We start from the raw sequence: 16,766 nt of genomic DNA, 5'->3' as shown, positions 1-16,766 counted from the left end.
GAAAAAACTCTTCGCTCTGGAGGCTCACTATTCCTCGCCTCACGATAGACACATAAGACACTAATTAAGAGCGAATAAGAACAAGAACACCACCCTCCTTTAGCTCCTAGCGCGCCCAGAAATTAGGGGGAGCGCGCTGAGAAGCTTTACAGAAGTTTGCATATATAAATAAATGTTGTATCTTTGCAGTGTGTTTTTCATGGTATTAGATTTAAGGTTAACTGGAATAGGGGGTGTCGGGAGACAGTCCCTATTCATTTTATAAGGCCCTCCGAAAAGGAGGAGGCGAGGCCTCATGAAGGCACCCGAGCAGCAGCGCGAAGCAGCCCTTCCCAAGCCTTATCCATAAACCCCGAAGGAAACACAAAGCCCTATCAAAAAGCTAGGCCGAGGTGCAGCGAGCACCTCGGCCTAGTTTGCTTAGTAGTCTAAGTATCAGCTCAGCGAGCTAGTCTACCTGACGCATGGGTGGCTTGACGACCTCGGCCGCGAGCTGACGCCCACGTACCACGATGTAGATCTCCGTGCCGGGAGCGCTGTGCTCCTTAGCCACGTAGCCCATGCCGATACCGACCTTGAGCGTGGGCGACATCGTCCCTGAGGTCACCTCGCCGATGACCTTACCCGAGGCATCAGCAATCTCGTAGTGCACGCGGGGAATGCCCTTGTCCTTGAGGCGGAAGGCGACGAGCTTACGCGTGATCCCCTCGGCCTTCTGCTGCTCCAGTAGAGCGCGGCCAGGGAAGTGCTTGTCGTCCTTGAACTTCGTGATCCACCCGAGGCCGGCCTCTAGGGGCGAGGTCGTGTCCGTGATATCGTTGCCGTAGAGGCAGAAGCCCATCTCGAGGCGGAGCGTGTCGCGTGCGCCGAGGCCGATAGGACGGATACCCTCGGGCTTACCTGCCTCGAAGATCGCATTCCAGATACGCTCGCCATACTGGGGATAGAAGTAGAGCTCGAAGCCCCCAGCACCGGTATAGCCCGTGTTGGAGATGATGACCTCGGGGCAGCCAGCGAACTCCCCGACCTTGAAGGTATAGTAAGGGATCTCGCTGAGGTTAACCTCCGTGAGGCGCTGCAGTACCTGGGTCGCTAGAGGCCCCTGGACAGCCAGCTGCCCGACATTGTCGGAGCTGTTCTCGAGGATAGCCCCAACCTTGTTATTGGCCTGGCACCAGGCCCAGTCCTTGTCGATGTTGGCCGCATTGACGACGAGCAGGTATTTCTCCTCCTCATAGTGATAGACGAGCAGATCGTCGACGATCCCTCCGCTGGCGTTGGGGAAGCAGGTATACTGGATATCGCCGACGCGGAGCTTGGAGGCGTCATTGCTGGTGATGTCCTGGACGAACTGGAGCGCCTGAGGCCCCTTGACCCAAAACTCACCCATGTGCGAGACGTCAAAGACACCTACGCCCTTGACCACTGTCATGTGCTCGTCGATGATCCCCGTGCTGTACTCGATAGGCATGTTGTAGCCTGCGAACTCGTGCATCTTAGCCCCCAGGGCTTCGTGCAGAGCGGTGAATGGAGTTGTCTTCATGTTCTTGGAAGCGTGCTCTAATATGAAAGTTAGTTGTACTACTGACCCAAAGGTACTAAGAACAAACGAAGTATCCACCTTCGCCCCCTAAAGGAGCAGCACCCCGCCGAGCCCTCCCCCAGCAGCGTCCCACCATGCCCTTCATCCAGAGCCGATAGAGCCCCCGCTGCGCCCGAAGCCAAATGCCACCGAAGCGCAAGGGGAAGTATACAAAAAGACGGCAGGCATGATCTCTAGATCATGCCTGCCGTCCTAGTGGTAGCGAGAGGGGGACTTGAACCCCCGACCTTCGGATTATGAATCCGACGCTCTAACCAGCTGAGCTATCTCGCCGCCTCTTATCGCTTAAAGCACTGCAAAGATAGAGAAAGTAAACGAACTATCCAAATGCCTCGTCCCCCAGCATCTAAAGGGATTAAAGGTGCCTAAGGGCTGCCCCCAAGGCTTGGAGATGACTCAGAGCAACTTGAGCTCCAGCGAGGCGGGATCGAAGTCCAGCCACTGCTGCACCCACATCCCAGGCCTGAGCTCCTCGGGTGGGTTGGAGACCGTGAGCCCAAGGAGGCGCACCGAGCGCCCCGAGAGCTCCACGCCGCGCAGCAGCGTGAGTGCCTCGGCCTCCAGCTCCGCCTCCTCCAGGAGATGCGTAGCAGAATAGGCGCGCGACTGGACGGAGAAGTCCGCGAACTTGAGCTTGAGCGTCAGTGTACGCCCTCGAAAGGAGCGTCGCTTGAGCCTTCCCCTGAGGTCGGTCAGCACCTCGAGGAGGCGCTGCTCCAGTTCCAGCGGCTCGGCGGTATTCGTCTCGAAGGTATGCTCGCAGCCTATGGACTTGCGTACGCGCTCGTACTCCACGGGGCGCTCGTCTATCCCGCGCGCATAGTCATAGAAGGTCTGCCCAGCCTTGCCAAAATGCCGCTGCAGCTCCTGGAGGCTGCGCTCCCTGAGGTCAGCCCCCGTGCGTATCCCCAGCTCGTGCATGCGCCGCGTCGTCGCACGGCCCACGCCCCAGAAGCTCTCCACGGGCAGCCGCTCGATGAGCTCCAGCGCCTGATCGGGGTGTATGGTACAGAGGCCGTTGGGCTTACGCTCCTCGGAGGCGATCTTCGCTAGGAACTTATTATAGGAGACGCCCGCCGAGGCCGTCAGCCCCAGCTCCTCCCAGATGCGCCGCCGCAGCTCCTTGGCAATGTCCACAGCGAGGGGGATGCCGAGCTTATTCTCCGTCACATCGAGGAAGGCCTCGTCTAAGGAGATGGGCTCGATGATATCGGTATAGTCGTGGAAGATGCTATGGATGGCCGCCGAGACCTCTTTGTAACGCTCGAAGCGTACGGGTACGAAGGTGATGTGCGGGCAGCGCTTGCGCGCCTCTGCCCCTGACATCGCCGAGCGCACGCCGAAGCTCCTAGCCTCATAGCTCGCAGCACAGACCACTCCTCGATGCTCCGCTCCCCCAACGGCGATGGGGATACCACGCAGCTCCGGATGATCATGCTGCTCTACCGAGGCATAGAAGGCGTCCATGTCGATGTGTATAATCTTGCGCATGAGGACTCGCTTGGGAAAAGGGCTATGGGTAGGGGCTACCAGCGTAGCCAGTAGATGAGGCGTAGGATCAAGGATAGGAGCACGAGTAAGAGGACGAGGTACTTCACGAGCTGAGGCAGCCCTGCCGCTTCAGCCTCCACAACTTCGGACAAGGACTCCTGAGACACTGATGCCTGCTCCTCTAGCTGTAGCTGCGAGACCGAGATACGCTCGTCCCAGCTCCGCACCGAGCTGCGCACCGCCCCTAGGAGCATAAGCTCTCTATAGTGCTGAGCGAGGTAGGCCTCGACAGTCGAGGCACGCTGCTGCAGGATGAAGTACCCAAGGTAGCCCCAGCGTGGCACATCTGAGAGCTGGATCAGTACCGCTTGGTAGCCGATCAACTGATAGAGCTTCGTGACCTCCGCACAGAGGTCTCCGCCCAGATCAAGGAGCAGACGATGGCCACCCTCTAGGTAGGCAGCGTCAGCCAGCTGTGCCCCTCTGAGGCTGACCTCATAGCGAGGTACACACGCGCTGCGATCGTAGCGCTCGACGATGCGCTCTATGTAGGGCGGGTATACCAGCTCCTCCTCGGGGAGCAGCTGGGCCACGATCTCGCGCACCTCTTCCTCCGAGCTAATCCGCTCACGGGGAATAGCAGGGACAGGGATCAGTGGGGAGACAAAGATGCTATAGAGGTAGCTCTCTAGATCGCTGACCGGTCGGGTAGGCTCCGCCTCGGGGTCCTCATCGCTGATCGCCCCGAGCACCTCGTAGACGAAGACGAGCCTATCGGGATCGGGAGGCACCATGAAGGAGCTCGCATCATCCTCCAGTGGCACTCCTACAGGCCCCTCATCGGCAGGCCCCTCAGCCACTGTCGCCCCAGCTACGGGACTAGGGATAGTAGCCGAAGCAGCCACATCGTCTGCGCCAGCCGCATCGTCTTCCTTAGGCAGCCCCAGCCAGAAGGGGTAGAGGACATAGGCCCAATGCCCGTAGTCATCGCTATAGTACGAGACCACGATGTAGGCGTCCTCATCGTCCCCAGGAGTGAAGCAGACTTCATCCTGACGTAGGATGGTATAGAGCTTCAGACGATAACCTAGGCGCTCCTCGAGAGAGCTACGATCCTGCTCGAAAGCTAGGGGCACGATGAGGCTAGGTGCTGGCGAGCCGAAGTACTGAAGCGACAGCCGCGGGGCGGAGCTATAGCCGCGCAGCAGGAGATCCGTATGATTCATTAGCTATCATTGGTCATCCGTAGTCCCCCAGGGGGACACCTACACTATTCTCAAGGGGAGGCACACACTATTCCTATCCATTACCAGAGCTCCACAGCACTCGGCGCTGGAGATCCGTCCCACCGATCACAAGGCCGAAATAAGGCGCGTCGCAGGGGCTCTCTGCCTTATATATAGAATACCCGCAGCCGCCAGCACTGGGGCTCCGCTCCCTCAACGGCGATGGGGATGCCGCGCAGCTCGGGGTGGTCATGCTGTTCAACCGAGGCAAAGAAGGCGTCCATGTCGATGCGTATGATCTTCCGCATGAAGGAGGAAGACCTAAATAGACGGGGATAAGACAGTCATCGAGCTCTACTCGGGACGCTGAGGGAAAGGACGGGTATATACCCAAGCCCACCAAAGGAAGACAAACTGAAAGGGGAGGCGGATCAAGGCTATCGTCGCACGAGGATCACCCAGCTCGGCCATATGTGTATAGGAGTAGATATTGGCCGGATAAACAGCGATCAGAAGTAGAACAATCCCCCAAGCCGACCAAACACGAAGCTGACTCTTGGGTCTGACCACCAGCCCTAACCCAAGGAGGATCTCCGCGACACCACTTAGTGCGACCAAGGCTTCGTGAGCAGGCAGATAGTCTGGCATTATGCGGAGGTAGAAGTTAGGATTGACAAAGTGATTGACTCCTGCTAGAACATAGGAGATACCACAGAGGTAATAGAAGAAGAAATAAAGGCGGTACTTAAGCATACGTATAAATCTGATGGGAGAAAAGAATAGCCCCGCAGAAGACGAAGCTCTGCGGGGCTATGCTATAAGACGTGGTGAGCTTATTCAGCCTTGAGGGTCACACGCTTGAAGGACGTCACCGTCAGGCTCTTGCTCTGAGCCTGGAGGTATTGAGCGATCGTCAGCTTGTTGTCCTTAACGAAGAGCTGATCCAGGAGCGTATTCTCCTTGTAGTACTTCTTCAGGGCACCCTGAGCGATCGTGTCTACGAGGTTGGCGGGCTTGCCTGCCTCGATAGCCTTCTCACGAGCAAGGGCGAGCTCACGCTCCTTGATCTCTGCGGGTACGTCCTCCTCGGTGATACCGACGGGAGCCATAGCAGCGATCTGCATAGCTACGTCGCGAGCGACCTGTGCATCGGTAGCCTCGTTGAAGGCAACGATGGTAGCCAGCATGTTACCGGGGTGTACGTAGGAGGTTGTGAAGGGGCCCTGGACGAACTCATATACGCCGAGCTCCATCTTCTCACCAGAGACACCGCTGCGCTCGGTGATGTACTCCTGCACGCTACGGCCGTCGGCCAGCGGCGTGGCGAGGATCTCTTCCTTCGTCGCGCCCTTCTTGCTCTTGGCTACCTCAAGGATCGTAGAGACGAGCTTGATGAAGTCTTCGTTCTTGGCTACGAAGTCGGTCTCGCACTTTACGCCGACCATGACAGCGTAGTCGCCTTCGTGAGCTGCGAGGATGCAGCCTTCCTCAGCGTCGTGGTCACCACGCTTAGCAGCGATGGCCTGACCGCGCTTGCGGATCAGCTCGATCGCCTTTTCGAGATCGCCTTCGGCTTCTTCAATCGCCTTCTTGACATCAGAGAGGCCAGCACCGGTGAGGGCGCGGAGCTTCTTGATGCTTTCCATCAGTGCACTCATAATTGCAGTATGGGTATTGGGTTGTTACGTTACAATAGTTCTATGGGGTAGATAAGATCCGAGGACAAGCTGGAGCTTGCCGGCTTATCCTCGTCTCTTATCTTATGCTGCGTCCGCTCCCAGACTAGCTGGGGCTACGTCAGAGGGGAGAGGATGGGCTTAGGCCTCCTCGCTGCTAGCAGCAGGAGCCGCCTTGCGAGCACGACCGCGACCGCCGCCGATGCGCTTAGCGCCTTCGCCTTCTTCCTTTTCCTCGCCCTTACCTTCGGCCTTGCGTTCCTGCAGGCCTTCAGCGATCGCTGCACAGACAGCCGAGACGATGAGCTCGACAGCTGCCGTGGAGTCGTCGTTGGCAGGGATGACGTAGTCGATATTGCTAGGATCGCTATTGGTGTCCACAATAGCGAAGACAGGGATACCGAGACGATTAGCTTCAGCCACTGCGATGTGCTCCTTCATGACGTCTACGACGAAGAGGGCAGAGGGCAGGCGCTTCATGTCAGCGATGGAGCCGAGGGTAAGCTCGAGCTTGGCACGCTGGCGAGAGATCTGAAGCTTCTCACGCTTGGAGAGGTTATCAAAAGTACCATCAGCAGTCATCTTATCGATGGAGCTCATCTTGTTCACGGCCTTACGGATCGTGGCGAAGTTGGTGAGCATACCGCCGGGCCAGCGCTCGGTGACGTAGGGCATACCTACTTCCTTGGCGAGCTCGGAGACAGCGCCCTTGAGCTGCTTCTTGGTAGCGACGAAGAGGATCTTCTTGCCACCCTTAGCCATAGCCTTGGCGATTTCTGCTGCTTCGTCAACCTTAACAACAGTCTTGTGCAGGTCGATGATGTGGATATCGTTGCGCTCCATGAAGATGTATGGAGCCATAGCTGCGTTCCACTTGCGGGTCAGGTGACCGAAGTGTGCGCCAGCTTCGATGAGTTGGTCAAAGGAAACTCTTGACATGATTTCGTTTACGTTCTATAAATGTAACTGGATTACTTTCAACCGTCTGGTAGGACAGCGGGGCAGGCTCGGGGAGCAAGCTAGGCTGTAGCTCTAGGCGGTTTAGATACTAAACGCGAGATAAGTCGGATCAGGCGGCACACGCTAGGCGGCACACCTGGTGACCGATCTTAACGCTTGCTGAACTGGAAGCGCTTGCGTGCCTTGGGGCGACCTGGCTTCTTACGTTCGACGACACGGGAGTCACGCGTCAGGAAGCCTTCGGCACGGAGTGCGGGCTTGTCCTCAGCGTTGATCTTGACCAGCGCACGAGCGATAGCCAGGCGAGCTGCTTCGCTCTGACCCTTGAAGCCACCACCCTTGAGGTTGATCTTGATGTCGTACTTCTCTACTACATCGAGGACCGACAGAGGCTGGCGGACGATGTACTGGAGGATAGAGGAGGGGAAGTAGGTAGCGATATCACGCTTGTTGATCGTGATCTTACCGCTACCAGCTGCTACGTATACACGAGCGACGGCGGCCTTGCGACGGCCAATAGCATTGATCATTTCCATCTGTCCTGAGTATTACTTGAGCGTGTTGATGTCGATGACGCGGGGCTGCTGAGCCTCGTGCTTATGCTCTGCACCGTCGTAGACGTAGAGGTTGTCGAGGATAGCGGCACCGAGGCGATTCTTAGGCAGCATACCCTTGACGACCTTGCGGAAGAGGCGATCGGAGCCCTTAGCCTGCAGGAAGCGGGGGCTGAAGCTGCGCTGACCACCAGGGTAGCCCGAGAACTTCAGGTAGACGCGATCATCCCACTTCTTACCCGTGAGGACGACCTTGTCGGCGTTGATGATGATGACGTTGTCGCCACAGTCGACGTGTGGCGTGAAGTTGGGCTTGTACTTACCGCGGAGGAGCTTAGCCACCTTGGAGCATACACGACCCAAGCTCTGACCCGCAGCGTCCACTACGACCCACTCCTTCTGAGCGGTCGCCTTGTTAGCTGAGACAGTCTTGAAACTTAGCGTGTCCATTACTTCTGTTGTTAATAATGATTAAGTTAGACAAACCCACGACCCACTCCAGCCTTGGATGACCATACAGCCGCGACGAGATCATACAGATTGGACACTGATCTCGCACGAGTGCGCTCTCCGTTTCGGGAGAGCAGCCACCCTCAGTAGGCGGATTCGTAGGGGTACTATTTGATAAACAGCGCACAAAGATACAAAAAAACAAGCGCGCAGCAATAGCCCACCCACAGCACGAGCCTAAGCCTCGCGACTTCCACATCTTCGCCTCGCCCTCCCGCCTGGCTCAGTGGTACCTCCACATACTCGCCTACCCCTCCAAACAGTCTCCTCGAATCGTCACAAGCAGCCCCTGAGCTAAGGCCTCCCTATCCCCCACTCCACCCGCTCCTTGCTCGGGGCACGCTGACCGATATCCCTCAGCTGCTCCACGGGTATCAGTCAGCCGCTTCACAGACGCCCCTCAAGGCGCTGACGGATATCCTTCAGCGCACGCCTCCTTAGCCCACAGCTGCCACGCAGACGAAGCTCTCTCCAGAGACAGCCTGAGCAAGCAGCAGCTACCTGATGGGGGACACACGACCAAGACAAGGCACTAGGAACATCCCGCAGCATGAGAGAAGTGCTCCTATATAATAGGTATAGAAAACGCTCTAGAGGACGGAAACAAGACCGAAGCAAATCCGAGTAATCGCAGTATCTTTGTAGTAATAGTACCCCGCCTAGAGCGGTGATGGGTACACGATCACCCTTGTAACGCGTCGCAATGACAACACCCTACCCCAAATATCACCTCGCTGAATACCCTCACCAGTTCCGCCTCCGCTACCCCAATAAGCCCATGCTCCGCTACCACGACAAGGTCTCGGGGCGCTGGGTCAAGCTCTCGGGTGAGCAGGTAGCCGACCGCTGCCTCGCTGCGGCTAAGGGCTTCGCCTGGCTCCAGCTCCAGCCTGGGGAGAAGGTCAGCATCTACTCCCCGAACACCGTCGAGGGCATCGCTGCCGAGCTGGGGCTCTTCATGATGCGCGGCGTCTCGGTGCCGCTCTACGCCACGAGCACGCCCGAGCAGGTGCAGTTCGTCATCGAAGATGCCCAGGTAGCGACGATGTTCGTCGGCGGACAGTTCCAGTACAACAATGCCTACGAGGTACAGCAGCGCTCCGAGGTCCTGCGCCAGCTCATCATCATCGACCCCGAGGTCGTCCTCGCCCCTGGCGACACGACCAGCATGTACTACGATGAGTTCATTCGCCGCGGGGATGCCGTGGCCTATGAGAACAAGGCCAACGTCACCGCCAGCCAGGCGCTGGCGAGTGATCTAGCCGTCATCATCTACACCTCGGGCACCTCAGGGCGCAGCAAGGGCGTACTGCTACATCACAGCAACTTCATCGAGCAGATGTACGCTCACCAGTTGAAGTATCCCTTCATGTCGCCCCGCGACACCTCGATGTGCTTCCTCCCGCTCAACCACATCCTCGAGAAGGCCTGGTGCTACCTCTGCCTCAGCATGGGCTGCTGCGTAGCCGTACTGAGCGACCCCAAGAAGATCCTCGAGGCCCTGCCCGAGGTGCGCCCCACGATGATGAGCAATGTACCTCGCTTCTGGGAGAAGGTCTACGCAGGCGTACAGCAGAAGATCGACCAGTCCCCCAGCCCCATCCGCAGCATCATGCGCCACGCGATACGCATCGGGGAGCGCTACTTCTTCGACTACGTCAACGAGGGCAAGCGTCCTCCGCTGTGGCTTACAGCCCTCTTCAAACTCTATGACCACACCCTCTTCATGAAGGTCAAGCAGGCGATTGGGATCCAGCGCGGCAAGTTCTTCCCCACGGCTGGCGCTGCGCTCTCGGTCGAGATCTACCGCTTCATGCGCTCGATTGGCGTGCCCATCTGCCTCGGCTACGGTCTCTCGGAGAGCACCGCCACGGTCAGCTCCTGTCCGCTGGTGGGCTTCGACCCGACGAGTGTCGGCACCATTATGCCCACACTACAGGTACGCATTGACCCCGAGACGAGCGAGATCCTCATCAAGGGGCCTAGCGTGATGCAGGGCTACTACAACAATGAGGAGGCCAATGCTGAGGCCTTCACCGAGGACGGCTACTTCCGCACCGGAGACGCTGGTCGCCTGGAGGGCGACGTCCTCTACTTCACCGAGCGCATCAAGGACCTCTTCAAGACGGCTAACGGTAAGTACATCGCCCCGCAGATGCTGGAGGGGATGCTTACCCTAGACCCCATCGTCGAGCAGGTAGCCATCATCGGCGACGGCTACAAGTTCGTCAGCGCACTGATCTACCCCAACTGGGAGCTGCTCAGGCGCGAGGCCGAGGCCCGCGGGGTCGATATGACGCAGAGCGACGAGGCTCTGGCGGTCGATCACGAGGTGCACCGACTGATGACCACCCACATCGAGCAGGCGCTGAGCACAGTCGCTCAGTACGAGAAGGTCAAGCGCTTCGTCCTCTTGACCGAGCCCTTTAGCCTCGAGCGAGGCGAGCTAACCAACACGCTCAAGATCCGCCGCAAGGTCATCAACGAGCACTTTGCCGAGGCCATCGCTAGCCTGTATGCCGAATAGCCCCAGCTGCTGCGTTAGCTACATACATTATATATAGACTCACAAAGACTAAGACATACCCAAGATGAACTATTGGTTTGAATGCAAGGTGTCCTACGAGCGACAGACGGACAACCTAGGTACGGCTAAGGTATCAGAGAGCTACCTGGTAGATGCCCTCAGCTTCACAGAGGCAGAGAAGCGCATCATCGAGGAGGTGACACCCTTCGCAGCCATCGGCGGCGGCGACCTCGAGGTAGTGAACATACGCCGCGCCCGCATCGCGGAGCTCTTTCTCAGCGAGGACCCAGACCACGACCGCTACTACCGCGCCAAGGTGAACTTCATCACCGTCGACGAGAAGAGCGGCAAGGAGAAGCGTACCGCCGCACAGATGATCGTCAAGAGCGACAGCCTACAGGGAGCCGTCAAGGAGCTCACCGCCCAGATGGACGGGCAGCTCTCGGCCTATGAGCTCGCCTCGATCACCGAGACGCAGATCATGGACGTCTACCAGTATGTAGCACCAGCCAAGGATGCTAAGTAAAGACGAACTAGCCGCACGACTCAGCGAAGTCCGCGCAAGCCTCGCAGGGCGCGCCGAGCTGGTGGCGGTATCGAAGTTCCACCCCGCCGACTACGTGCGCCTCAGCTACGAGCTGGGGCAGCGCCTCTTCGGCGAGAGCCGCGTACAGGAGCTCGTGGCCAAGCATGAGGCCCTAGCCGCCGACTGCCCCGACATCGTCTGGCACTTCATCGGCCCCCTGCAGACCAATAAGGTCAAGTACCTCGCCCCCTTCATCCACATGATCGAGAGCGTGACCTCCGAGCGACTGCTCGAGGAGATCAACCGCCAGGGACAGCGCGTGGGCCGTCGTATCCCCATCCTCCTCGAGGTCTACGTGGCCGAGGAGGAGACCAAGAGCGGCTTCAGCCCCGAGGAGCTCCTGCAGCTCGTCGAGCGTATCCACCACGAGCCCGAGCACTACCGAGGCATCGAGCTATGCGGACTGATGGCTATGGCCAGCAATACCGAGGACAGCGCCCAGGTACGGGGGGAATTTGCCCGCGTGGCCGAGCTCCACGAGCAGCTCCTCCGCTCGGGATGGGTCGACAGCGAGCGCTTCACCATCCGATCCATGGGCATGAGTGGGGACTACCCCCTAGCCCTAGAGGAGGGGGCCACGCACGTACGTATCGGCTCGGCACTCTTCGGGGAGCGGCACTGATGTAGCCTACTCCTCCCTTTATATTCAGCTAATAGACCTCTCACCTATGCGTCTACTCCATAGAGCTAGCCTCGCGCTGCTCTCCCTAGCCTGCATCCTCCCCCTCAGCGCTCAGCGCCGTGGAGCCCAGCCCAAGCAGGACAACAAGTACAACTACATGCAGGCGATCGACGTCCTCGGCTCCTCGATGGCGCTGCTGGACCGCTACTTCGTCGACAGCGTCGACCTCAAGCAGCTCAGCCGCCTCGGGCTGGCGAGCATGCTCGAGAGCCTCGACCCCTACACGGAGTATTACTCCGCCGAGGACAACGACAAGCTCCGCCTCATGACCACAGGCGAATATGGCGGCATAGGCTCCATCATCTCGCAGCGCCCCGACAGCGTCATCATCATCAACAGCCCTATGGAGGGCATGCCCGCAGCTAGGGCAGGACTCAAGGCAGGGGACATCATCCTCGAGGTCGACGGCAAGGACTTCCGCCGCTCCACCAGTGAACTGGTGAGCGCCGCCCTCAAGGGCAGCCCGGGGAGCAAGATCACCATCCTCGTGCAGCGCCCAGGAGCGCCCAAGCCCCAGCTCTTCTCCTTCAAGCGCGAGCAGGTACAGGTCAACCCCGTGCCCTACTACGGGATCGTAGGTAAGGACTACGGCTACATCGCCCTGACGAGCTTCCCCAACACCGCTGCCGAGGAGGTCAAGCGTGCACTTCTTGACCTGAAGGGACGCAAGGCGCTCAAGGGCCTCATCCTCGACCTACGCGGCAATGGCGGGGGCCTCATCGACGAGGCGATCAAGATCGTGAACTTCTTCGTCCCCGCGGGACAGGTCGTCGTGACCACCCGCGGACGTGCCCTATCCAGCCGACAGGAGATGACCTACCGCACCTCCGCCAAGCCCCTAGACACGGAGCTACCGCTGGTCGTCCTCATCGACGGCAGCTCTGCCTCCGCCTCCGAGATCGTCAGCGGCGCCCTGCAGGATATGGACCGCGCCGTCGTGATGGGTCAGAAGAGCTACGGCAAGGGGCTTGTGCAGACGACGATGCAGCTCCCTTACGACGGCACGATCAAGCTGACGACGGCCAAGTACTATATTCCCAGCGGTCGCTGCATCCAGCGTATCAACTACCGCTCGGTACGTGAGGGCAAGGGCGAGCAGGTCACTCCCGACAGCCTGACACAGGTCTTCCACACCCGTGCAGGCCGTGAGGTACGTGACGCTGGGGGTATCCTCCCCGACGTCAAGGTCACCGCGGACAGCCTGCCCACGATGCTCTTCTACCTGACCTATAATAATGATGCCTTCGACTGGGTCACGCGCTACACGCAGCAGCACAAGACCATCGCCTCACCGCTAGAGTTCCGTCTCAGCACCGCGGACTATGCCGACTTCTCGCAGTACATGATCGACAAGAAGTTCGACTACGACCGTCAGAGCAGCAAGGAGCTGAAGCGACTGGAGGACCTAGCTAAGTTCGAGGGCTACTACGAGCGTAGCAAGGCGGAGTTCGAGCGCCTCAAGACGCTGCTCGTCCCCGACCTCAAGCACGACCTCGACTACCACAAGGCCGCCATCGAGCGCCAGCTGACGACGAGCATCCTTACCCGCTACTACTACGACCGCGGAGCCCGCGAGCGCAGCGTGACGGAGGACAAGGTCGTCGCCGAGGGCCTCAAGCTCCTGGCCGACGACGCCCGCTACCGCCAGCTCCTTAGTGCCCCAGCAAAGAAGTAGCATGAAGAAGATCTTTTGCCCCAAGTGTGACAACCCCATCGTCCTGACGGCAGAGCGCCTGCGCCAGCTGCGTGAGCGAGGTGAGGAGCGCTTCTCCATCGTCTGCCCCAGCTGCACGCATCAGCTCAACCTCAAGCTACGCCTCCCCAAGGAGGAGGGTAAGCAGCCCCGCCCTGAGCGTGAGAGCGTGGGGCACCTGCTGGTGGTGGAGAACGGCTTCGGCTACAAGCAGACCTTCCCCCTCTACCTCGGGACCAATCGCATCGGCCGCCGCAACAAGGACACCGAGACCGATATCCCCATCATCACGAGCGACCCCAGCATGGACAGGCATCACGCCATCATCAAGGTCACCCAAGGCAAGACGGGCGCCCTACGCTTCGCCCTCTCCGACGACGATAGCCACGTGGGCACCTTCGTCTCCGGGCAGATCCTCGGCCCCCGCGAGTCCGTCTATCTCCAGAGTGGCGACGTCATCACCCTCGGCGCCACCAGCATCATCTTCAGCGATCAGCCCCTCGAGGAGGAGGCCGACATCAGCTGATCTCCCCCTATCACTACCCTAAAGTACAACAGTATCATGAGCCAGATCAAGGAATTCATCCAGCAGCACCAGGCACGCTTCCTCGAGGATCTCTTCGCCCTCATCCGTATCCCCAGCGTCAGCGCCAAGAGCGAGCACAAGAGCGATATGCAGCGCTGTGCCGAGCACTGGCGTGACCACCTCCGCAGCCTCGGCGTCCAGACCGTCGAGATCTACCAGACGGCGGGCAACCCCATCGTCTTCGGGCACTACGAGCTCGACCCCAAGCTCCCCACCATCCTCGTCTACGCCCACTACGACGTCATGCCCCCCGAGCCCCTCGAGCTATGGAAGAGCGAGCCCTTCGCCCCCGAGGTACGCGACGGCCACATTTGGGCACGTGGCGCCGACGACGACAAGGGCCAGTCGATGATCCAGGTCAAGGGCTTCGAGACGGCACTAGCGCTAGGGCTGGTGCGCTGCAATGTAAAGTTCCTCTTCGAGGGCGAGGAGGAGATCGGCTCGACGCACCTCGAGCAGTTCTGCCGCGAGCACCTCGAGATGCTGCGCGCCGATAACATCATCGTCTCCGATACCAGCATGGTCAGCGCCGAGACGCCCTCGCTCACCACGGGGCTACGCGGGCTAGCCTACTGGCAGATCGAGGTGACGGGTGCCAACCACGACCTGCACTCGGGTCACTTCGGCGGCGCGGTGGCCAATCCCATCAACGAGCTCTGCAAGCTCATCGCCCAGGTGCAGGACGCCGACGGGCGCATCACCATCCCCCACTTCTATGACGCGGTCGTCGACCTGACGGACGAGGAGCGCGCCATGATCGCCCAGATCCCCTTCGACGAGGAACAGTACAAGAAGTTCCTCGACGTCGACGCCCTCTTCGGCGAGAAGGGCTACCACACGCTGGAGCGCAATAGCTGCCGCCCGAGCTTCGACGTCTGCGGCATCTGGGGCGGCTACCAGGGCGAAGGCTCCAAGACCGTCCTCCCCTCCAAGGCCTACGCCAAGGTCTCCTGCCGCCTCGTAGCGAACCAGGATCACCACCAGGTGAGCCAGGCCTTCATCGACTACATCAAGAGCATCGCACCTAAGTATGTCCGTGTCGAGGTCACCCCGATGCACGGCGGTGAGGCCTACCTCTGCCCCATCGACCTACCTGCCTACAAGGCTGCTGAGGAGGCTGTAGGCGTAGCCTTCGGCAAGCGTCCGCTGGCCGTACGCCGTGGCGGGAGCATCCCCATCATCGCAGCCTTCGAACGTGTCTTCGGTATCAAGACCATCCTCATGGGCTTCGGGCTGGAGAGCAACGCTATCCACTCGCCCAATGAAAACATGCCGCTCGATGTCTTCTACAAGGGCATCGAGGCCGTCGCCGAGTTCTACAAGATCTATCCCCAGCACTAGTGCCTATGTCCCTACTCATCAAGCAGGTGCTCCTGGAGGACCAGATCACCGATATCCTCATCGAGGGCAAGTACATCAAGCGTATCGCCCCACACATCGATCCCCCCGAGGGTGCCGAGATCCTCAGCGGTCGTGACAAGGCAGCCATCCCAGGCTTCATCAACACGCATACCCATGCGGCGATGACCCTCTTCCGCGGCTATGGAGACGACCTACCGCTGATGGAGTGGCTGCAGGACTACATTTGGCCTGTGGAGGCCAAGATGACCGAGCATGACGTCTATGTAGGGGCTAAGCTCGCCTGCCTCGAGATGCTTCGCTCGGGGACGACCTGCTTCCTCGACATGTACATGTACCCTATGGAGACGGCGCGCGCCGTCGAGGAGCTCGGCCTCAGAGCCCACCTCTCCTACACCCTCTTCGACCAGGGCGGAGCGGAGCGTGCAGCCCTCGATCGCAAGCGTAGCTACGAGTACTACGAGGCCTTCAAGGAGCTCAGCGACCGCGTCACCTTCACCCTCGGGCCACATGCCATCTATACGGTGAGCGGCGAGCAACTGCAGTTCTGCCATCGCTTCGCCGTAGAGCATGACGTCAAGATCAACCTGCATCTAGCGGAGACCAAGGGCGAGGTCGACGACTGCGTCCGCCTACACGGCACCACGCCTGTGCGCTACCTCCACCAGCTCGGCATCCTCAGCCCGCACCTCGTCATCGCCCATGTCGTGTGGGTCGACGATGAGGAGATGGACCTGCTGGCCGAGCACGGGGTCAGCGTCGTACACAATCCCGCCTCCAACATGAAGCTCTGCAGCGGCTACACCTTCAAGTACGAGGAGATGAAGCGCCGTGGCATCAAGCTCGGCATCGGGACCGATGGCTGCTCCTCGTCCAACAATCTGGACATGGTCATCGCCATGAAGCTCGCGTCGCTCCTCGGGAAGGCTTGGCGCTTCAGCCCCACGGCGACGAAGGCTGCCGACATCTACCACTCGGCGACCGTCGGTGGTGCCGAGATCCTCGGCCTCAAGGCGGGGCGTATCGCTGAGGGGATGCTCGCCGACCTCTCGCTCGTGGACCTCAACGTCCCCGAGCTCGTGCCGCTGAATAACCTTACCTCCAACCTCGTCTACGCCACCTCGGGCTCGAGCTGCGTCGACACCGTCATCATCGACGGCGTCATCCGCATGCGTCACCGCCACGTCCCCGGGCAGGAGCAGATCATCGCCGAGGCTCGGGAGGTCGCGGATCGCCTCTTCGGGCGCAAGTAGCCCCTACCTCACACCTCTGATAAAGGCCCTCGCCCCCAGCAGCTGTGACTGCTGGGGGCG

14 protein-coding genes, 1 tRNA gene and 2 pseudogenes are annotated in these 16,766 nt (G+C 59.7%); 7 read left to right on the top strand and 10 right to left on the bottom strand.

What is annotated here, in order from left to right:
* Positions 1 to 448: 448 nt before the first annotated feature.
* The 10 genes and pseudogenes from gcvT to rplM form a co-directional block, all read right to left on the bottom strand.
* Positions 449 to 1,543 carry a glycine cleavage system aminomethyltransferase GcvT gene (gene gcvT, locus Q0248_RS00590; protein WP_299318522.1) on the bottom strand — a complete coding sequence of 365 codons (1,095 nt, stop codon included), beginning with the start codon at positions 1,541 to 1,543 and terminating at the stop codon, positions 449 to 451.
* A gap of 256 nt (positions 1,544 to 1,799) precedes the next feature.
* Positions 1,800 to 1,876: transfer RNA gene (locus Q0248_RS00585), tRNA-Met, on the bottom strand.
* 123 nt (positions 1,877 to 1,999) lie between these two features.
* Positions 2,000 to 3,094 carry a DNA polymerase IV gene (gene dinB / locus Q0248_RS00580; RefSeq protein ID WP_299318520.1) on the bottom strand — a complete coding sequence of 365 codons (1,095 nt, stop codon included), beginning with the start codon at positions 3,092 to 3,094 and terminating at the stop codon, positions 2,000 to 2,002.
* A 35-nt stretch (positions 3,095 to 3,129) separates the two neighbouring features.
* Positions 3,130 to 4,320 (bottom strand): hypothetical protein, encoded by a 1,191-nt coding sequence (locus tag Q0248_RS00575; protein WP_299318519.1) that lies wholly within the window; start codon positions 4,318 to 4,320, stop codon positions 3,130 to 3,132.
* 197 nt (positions 4,321 to 4,517) lie between these two features.
* Positions 4,518 to 4,628, bottom strand: a pseudogene (locus tag Q0248_RS00570) (hypothetical protein); the annotation flags it as partial.
* 46 nt (positions 4,629 to 4,674) lie between these two features.
* On the bottom strand, positions 4,675 to 5,073 hold the full coding sequence (locus tag Q0248_RS00565; protein ID WP_299318518.1) for a DoxX family protein: 399 nt from the start codon (positions 5,071 to 5,073) through the stop codon (positions 4,675 to 4,677).
* An 80-nt stretch (positions 5,074 to 5,153) separates the two neighbouring features.
* Positions 5,154 to 5,978 (bottom strand): translation elongation factor Ts, encoded by an 825-nt coding sequence (tsf, locus tag Q0248_RS00560; protein ID WP_299318516.1) that lies wholly within the window; start codon positions 5,976 to 5,978, stop codon positions 5,154 to 5,156.
* A gap of 267 nt (positions 5,979 to 6,245) precedes the next feature.
* A pseudogene (gene rpsB, locus Q0248_RS00555) lies at positions 6,246 to 6,935 on the bottom strand (30S ribosomal protein S2); the annotation flags it as partial.
* Between the two features lie 170 nt (positions 6,936 to 7,105).
* Positions 7,106 to 7,492 (bottom strand): 30S ribosomal protein S9, encoded by a 387-nt coding sequence (rpsI, locus tag Q0248_RS00550; protein WP_211789159.1) that lies wholly within the window; start codon positions 7,490 to 7,492, stop codon positions 7,106 to 7,108.
* A gap of 12 nt (positions 7,493 to 7,504) precedes the next feature.
* Positions 7,505 to 7,960, bottom strand: a complete 456-nt coding sequence (rplM, locus tag Q0248_RS00545; RefSeq protein WP_211789158.1) for a 50S ribosomal protein L13 — start codon at positions 7,958 to 7,960, stop codon at positions 7,505 to 7,507.
* 763 nt (positions 7,961 to 8,723) lie between these two features.
* Between rplM and Q0248_RS00540 the strand changes: the two genes are divergently transcribed.
* The 7 genes from Q0248_RS00540 (at position 8,724) to Q0248_RS00510 (ending at position 16,706) form a co-directional block, all read left to right on the top strand.
* Positions 8,724 to 10,547, top strand: coding sequence for a long-chain fatty acid--CoA ligase (locus Q0248_RS00540; protein ID WP_299318513.1), 1,824 nt, complete (start codon positions 8,724 to 8,726; stop codon positions 10,545 to 10,547).
* A gap of 64 nt (positions 10,548 to 10,611) precedes the next feature.
* Positions 10,612 to 11,073 (top strand): DUF4494 domain-containing protein, encoded by a 462-nt coding sequence (locus tag Q0248_RS00535; RefSeq protein WP_299318511.1) that lies wholly within the window; start codon positions 10,612 to 10,614, stop codon positions 11,071 to 11,073.
* Positions 11,063 to 11,755, top strand: coding sequence for a YggS family pyridoxal phosphate-dependent enzyme (locus Q0248_RS00530; protein WP_299318509.1), 693 nt, complete (start codon positions 11,063 to 11,065; stop codon positions 11,753 to 11,755). The genes Q0248_RS00535 and Q0248_RS00530 overlap by 11 nt, the downstream gene beginning before the upstream one ends.
* 46 nt (positions 11,756 to 11,801) lie before the next feature.
* A complete protein-coding gene (locus Q0248_RS00525) occupies positions 11,802 to 13,490 on the top strand; it encodes a S41 family peptidase (protein ID WP_299318508.1) in 1,689 nt (562 codons plus the stop codon).
* A gap of 1 nt (position 13,491) precedes the next feature.
* The gene (locus Q0248_RS00520) at positions 13,492 to 14,034 is read left to right on the top strand and encodes an FHA domain-containing protein (protein ID WP_299318506.1); all 543 of its coding nucleotides are present in this window, start codon (positions 13,492 to 13,494) and stop codon (positions 14,032 to 14,034) included.
* Between the two features lie 36 nt (positions 14,035 to 14,070).
* The gene (locus Q0248_RS00515) at positions 14,071 to 15,435 is read left to right on the top strand and encodes a dipeptidase (RefSeq protein ID WP_211789152.1); all 1,365 of its coding nucleotides are present in this window, start codon (positions 14,071 to 14,073) and stop codon (positions 15,433 to 15,435) included.
* A gap of 5 nt (positions 15,436 to 15,440) precedes the next feature.
* Positions 15,441 to 16,706 carry an amidohydrolase gene (locus tag Q0248_RS00510; protein ID WP_299318502.1) on the top strand — a complete coding sequence of 422 codons (1,266 nt, stop codon included), beginning with the start codon at positions 15,441 to 15,443 and terminating at the stop codon, positions 16,704 to 16,706.
* Positions 16,707 to 16,766 lie beyond the last annotated feature (60 nt).

The organism is uncultured Porphyromonas sp. (assembly GCF_938046015.1).
GTDB lineage: Bacteria > Bacteroidota > Bacteroidia > Bacteroidales > Porphyromonadaceae > Porphyromonas.
The sequence above is the reverse complement of the archived record's forward strand: the minus strand, read 5'-3'. Positions and strand labels throughout refer to the sequence as shown.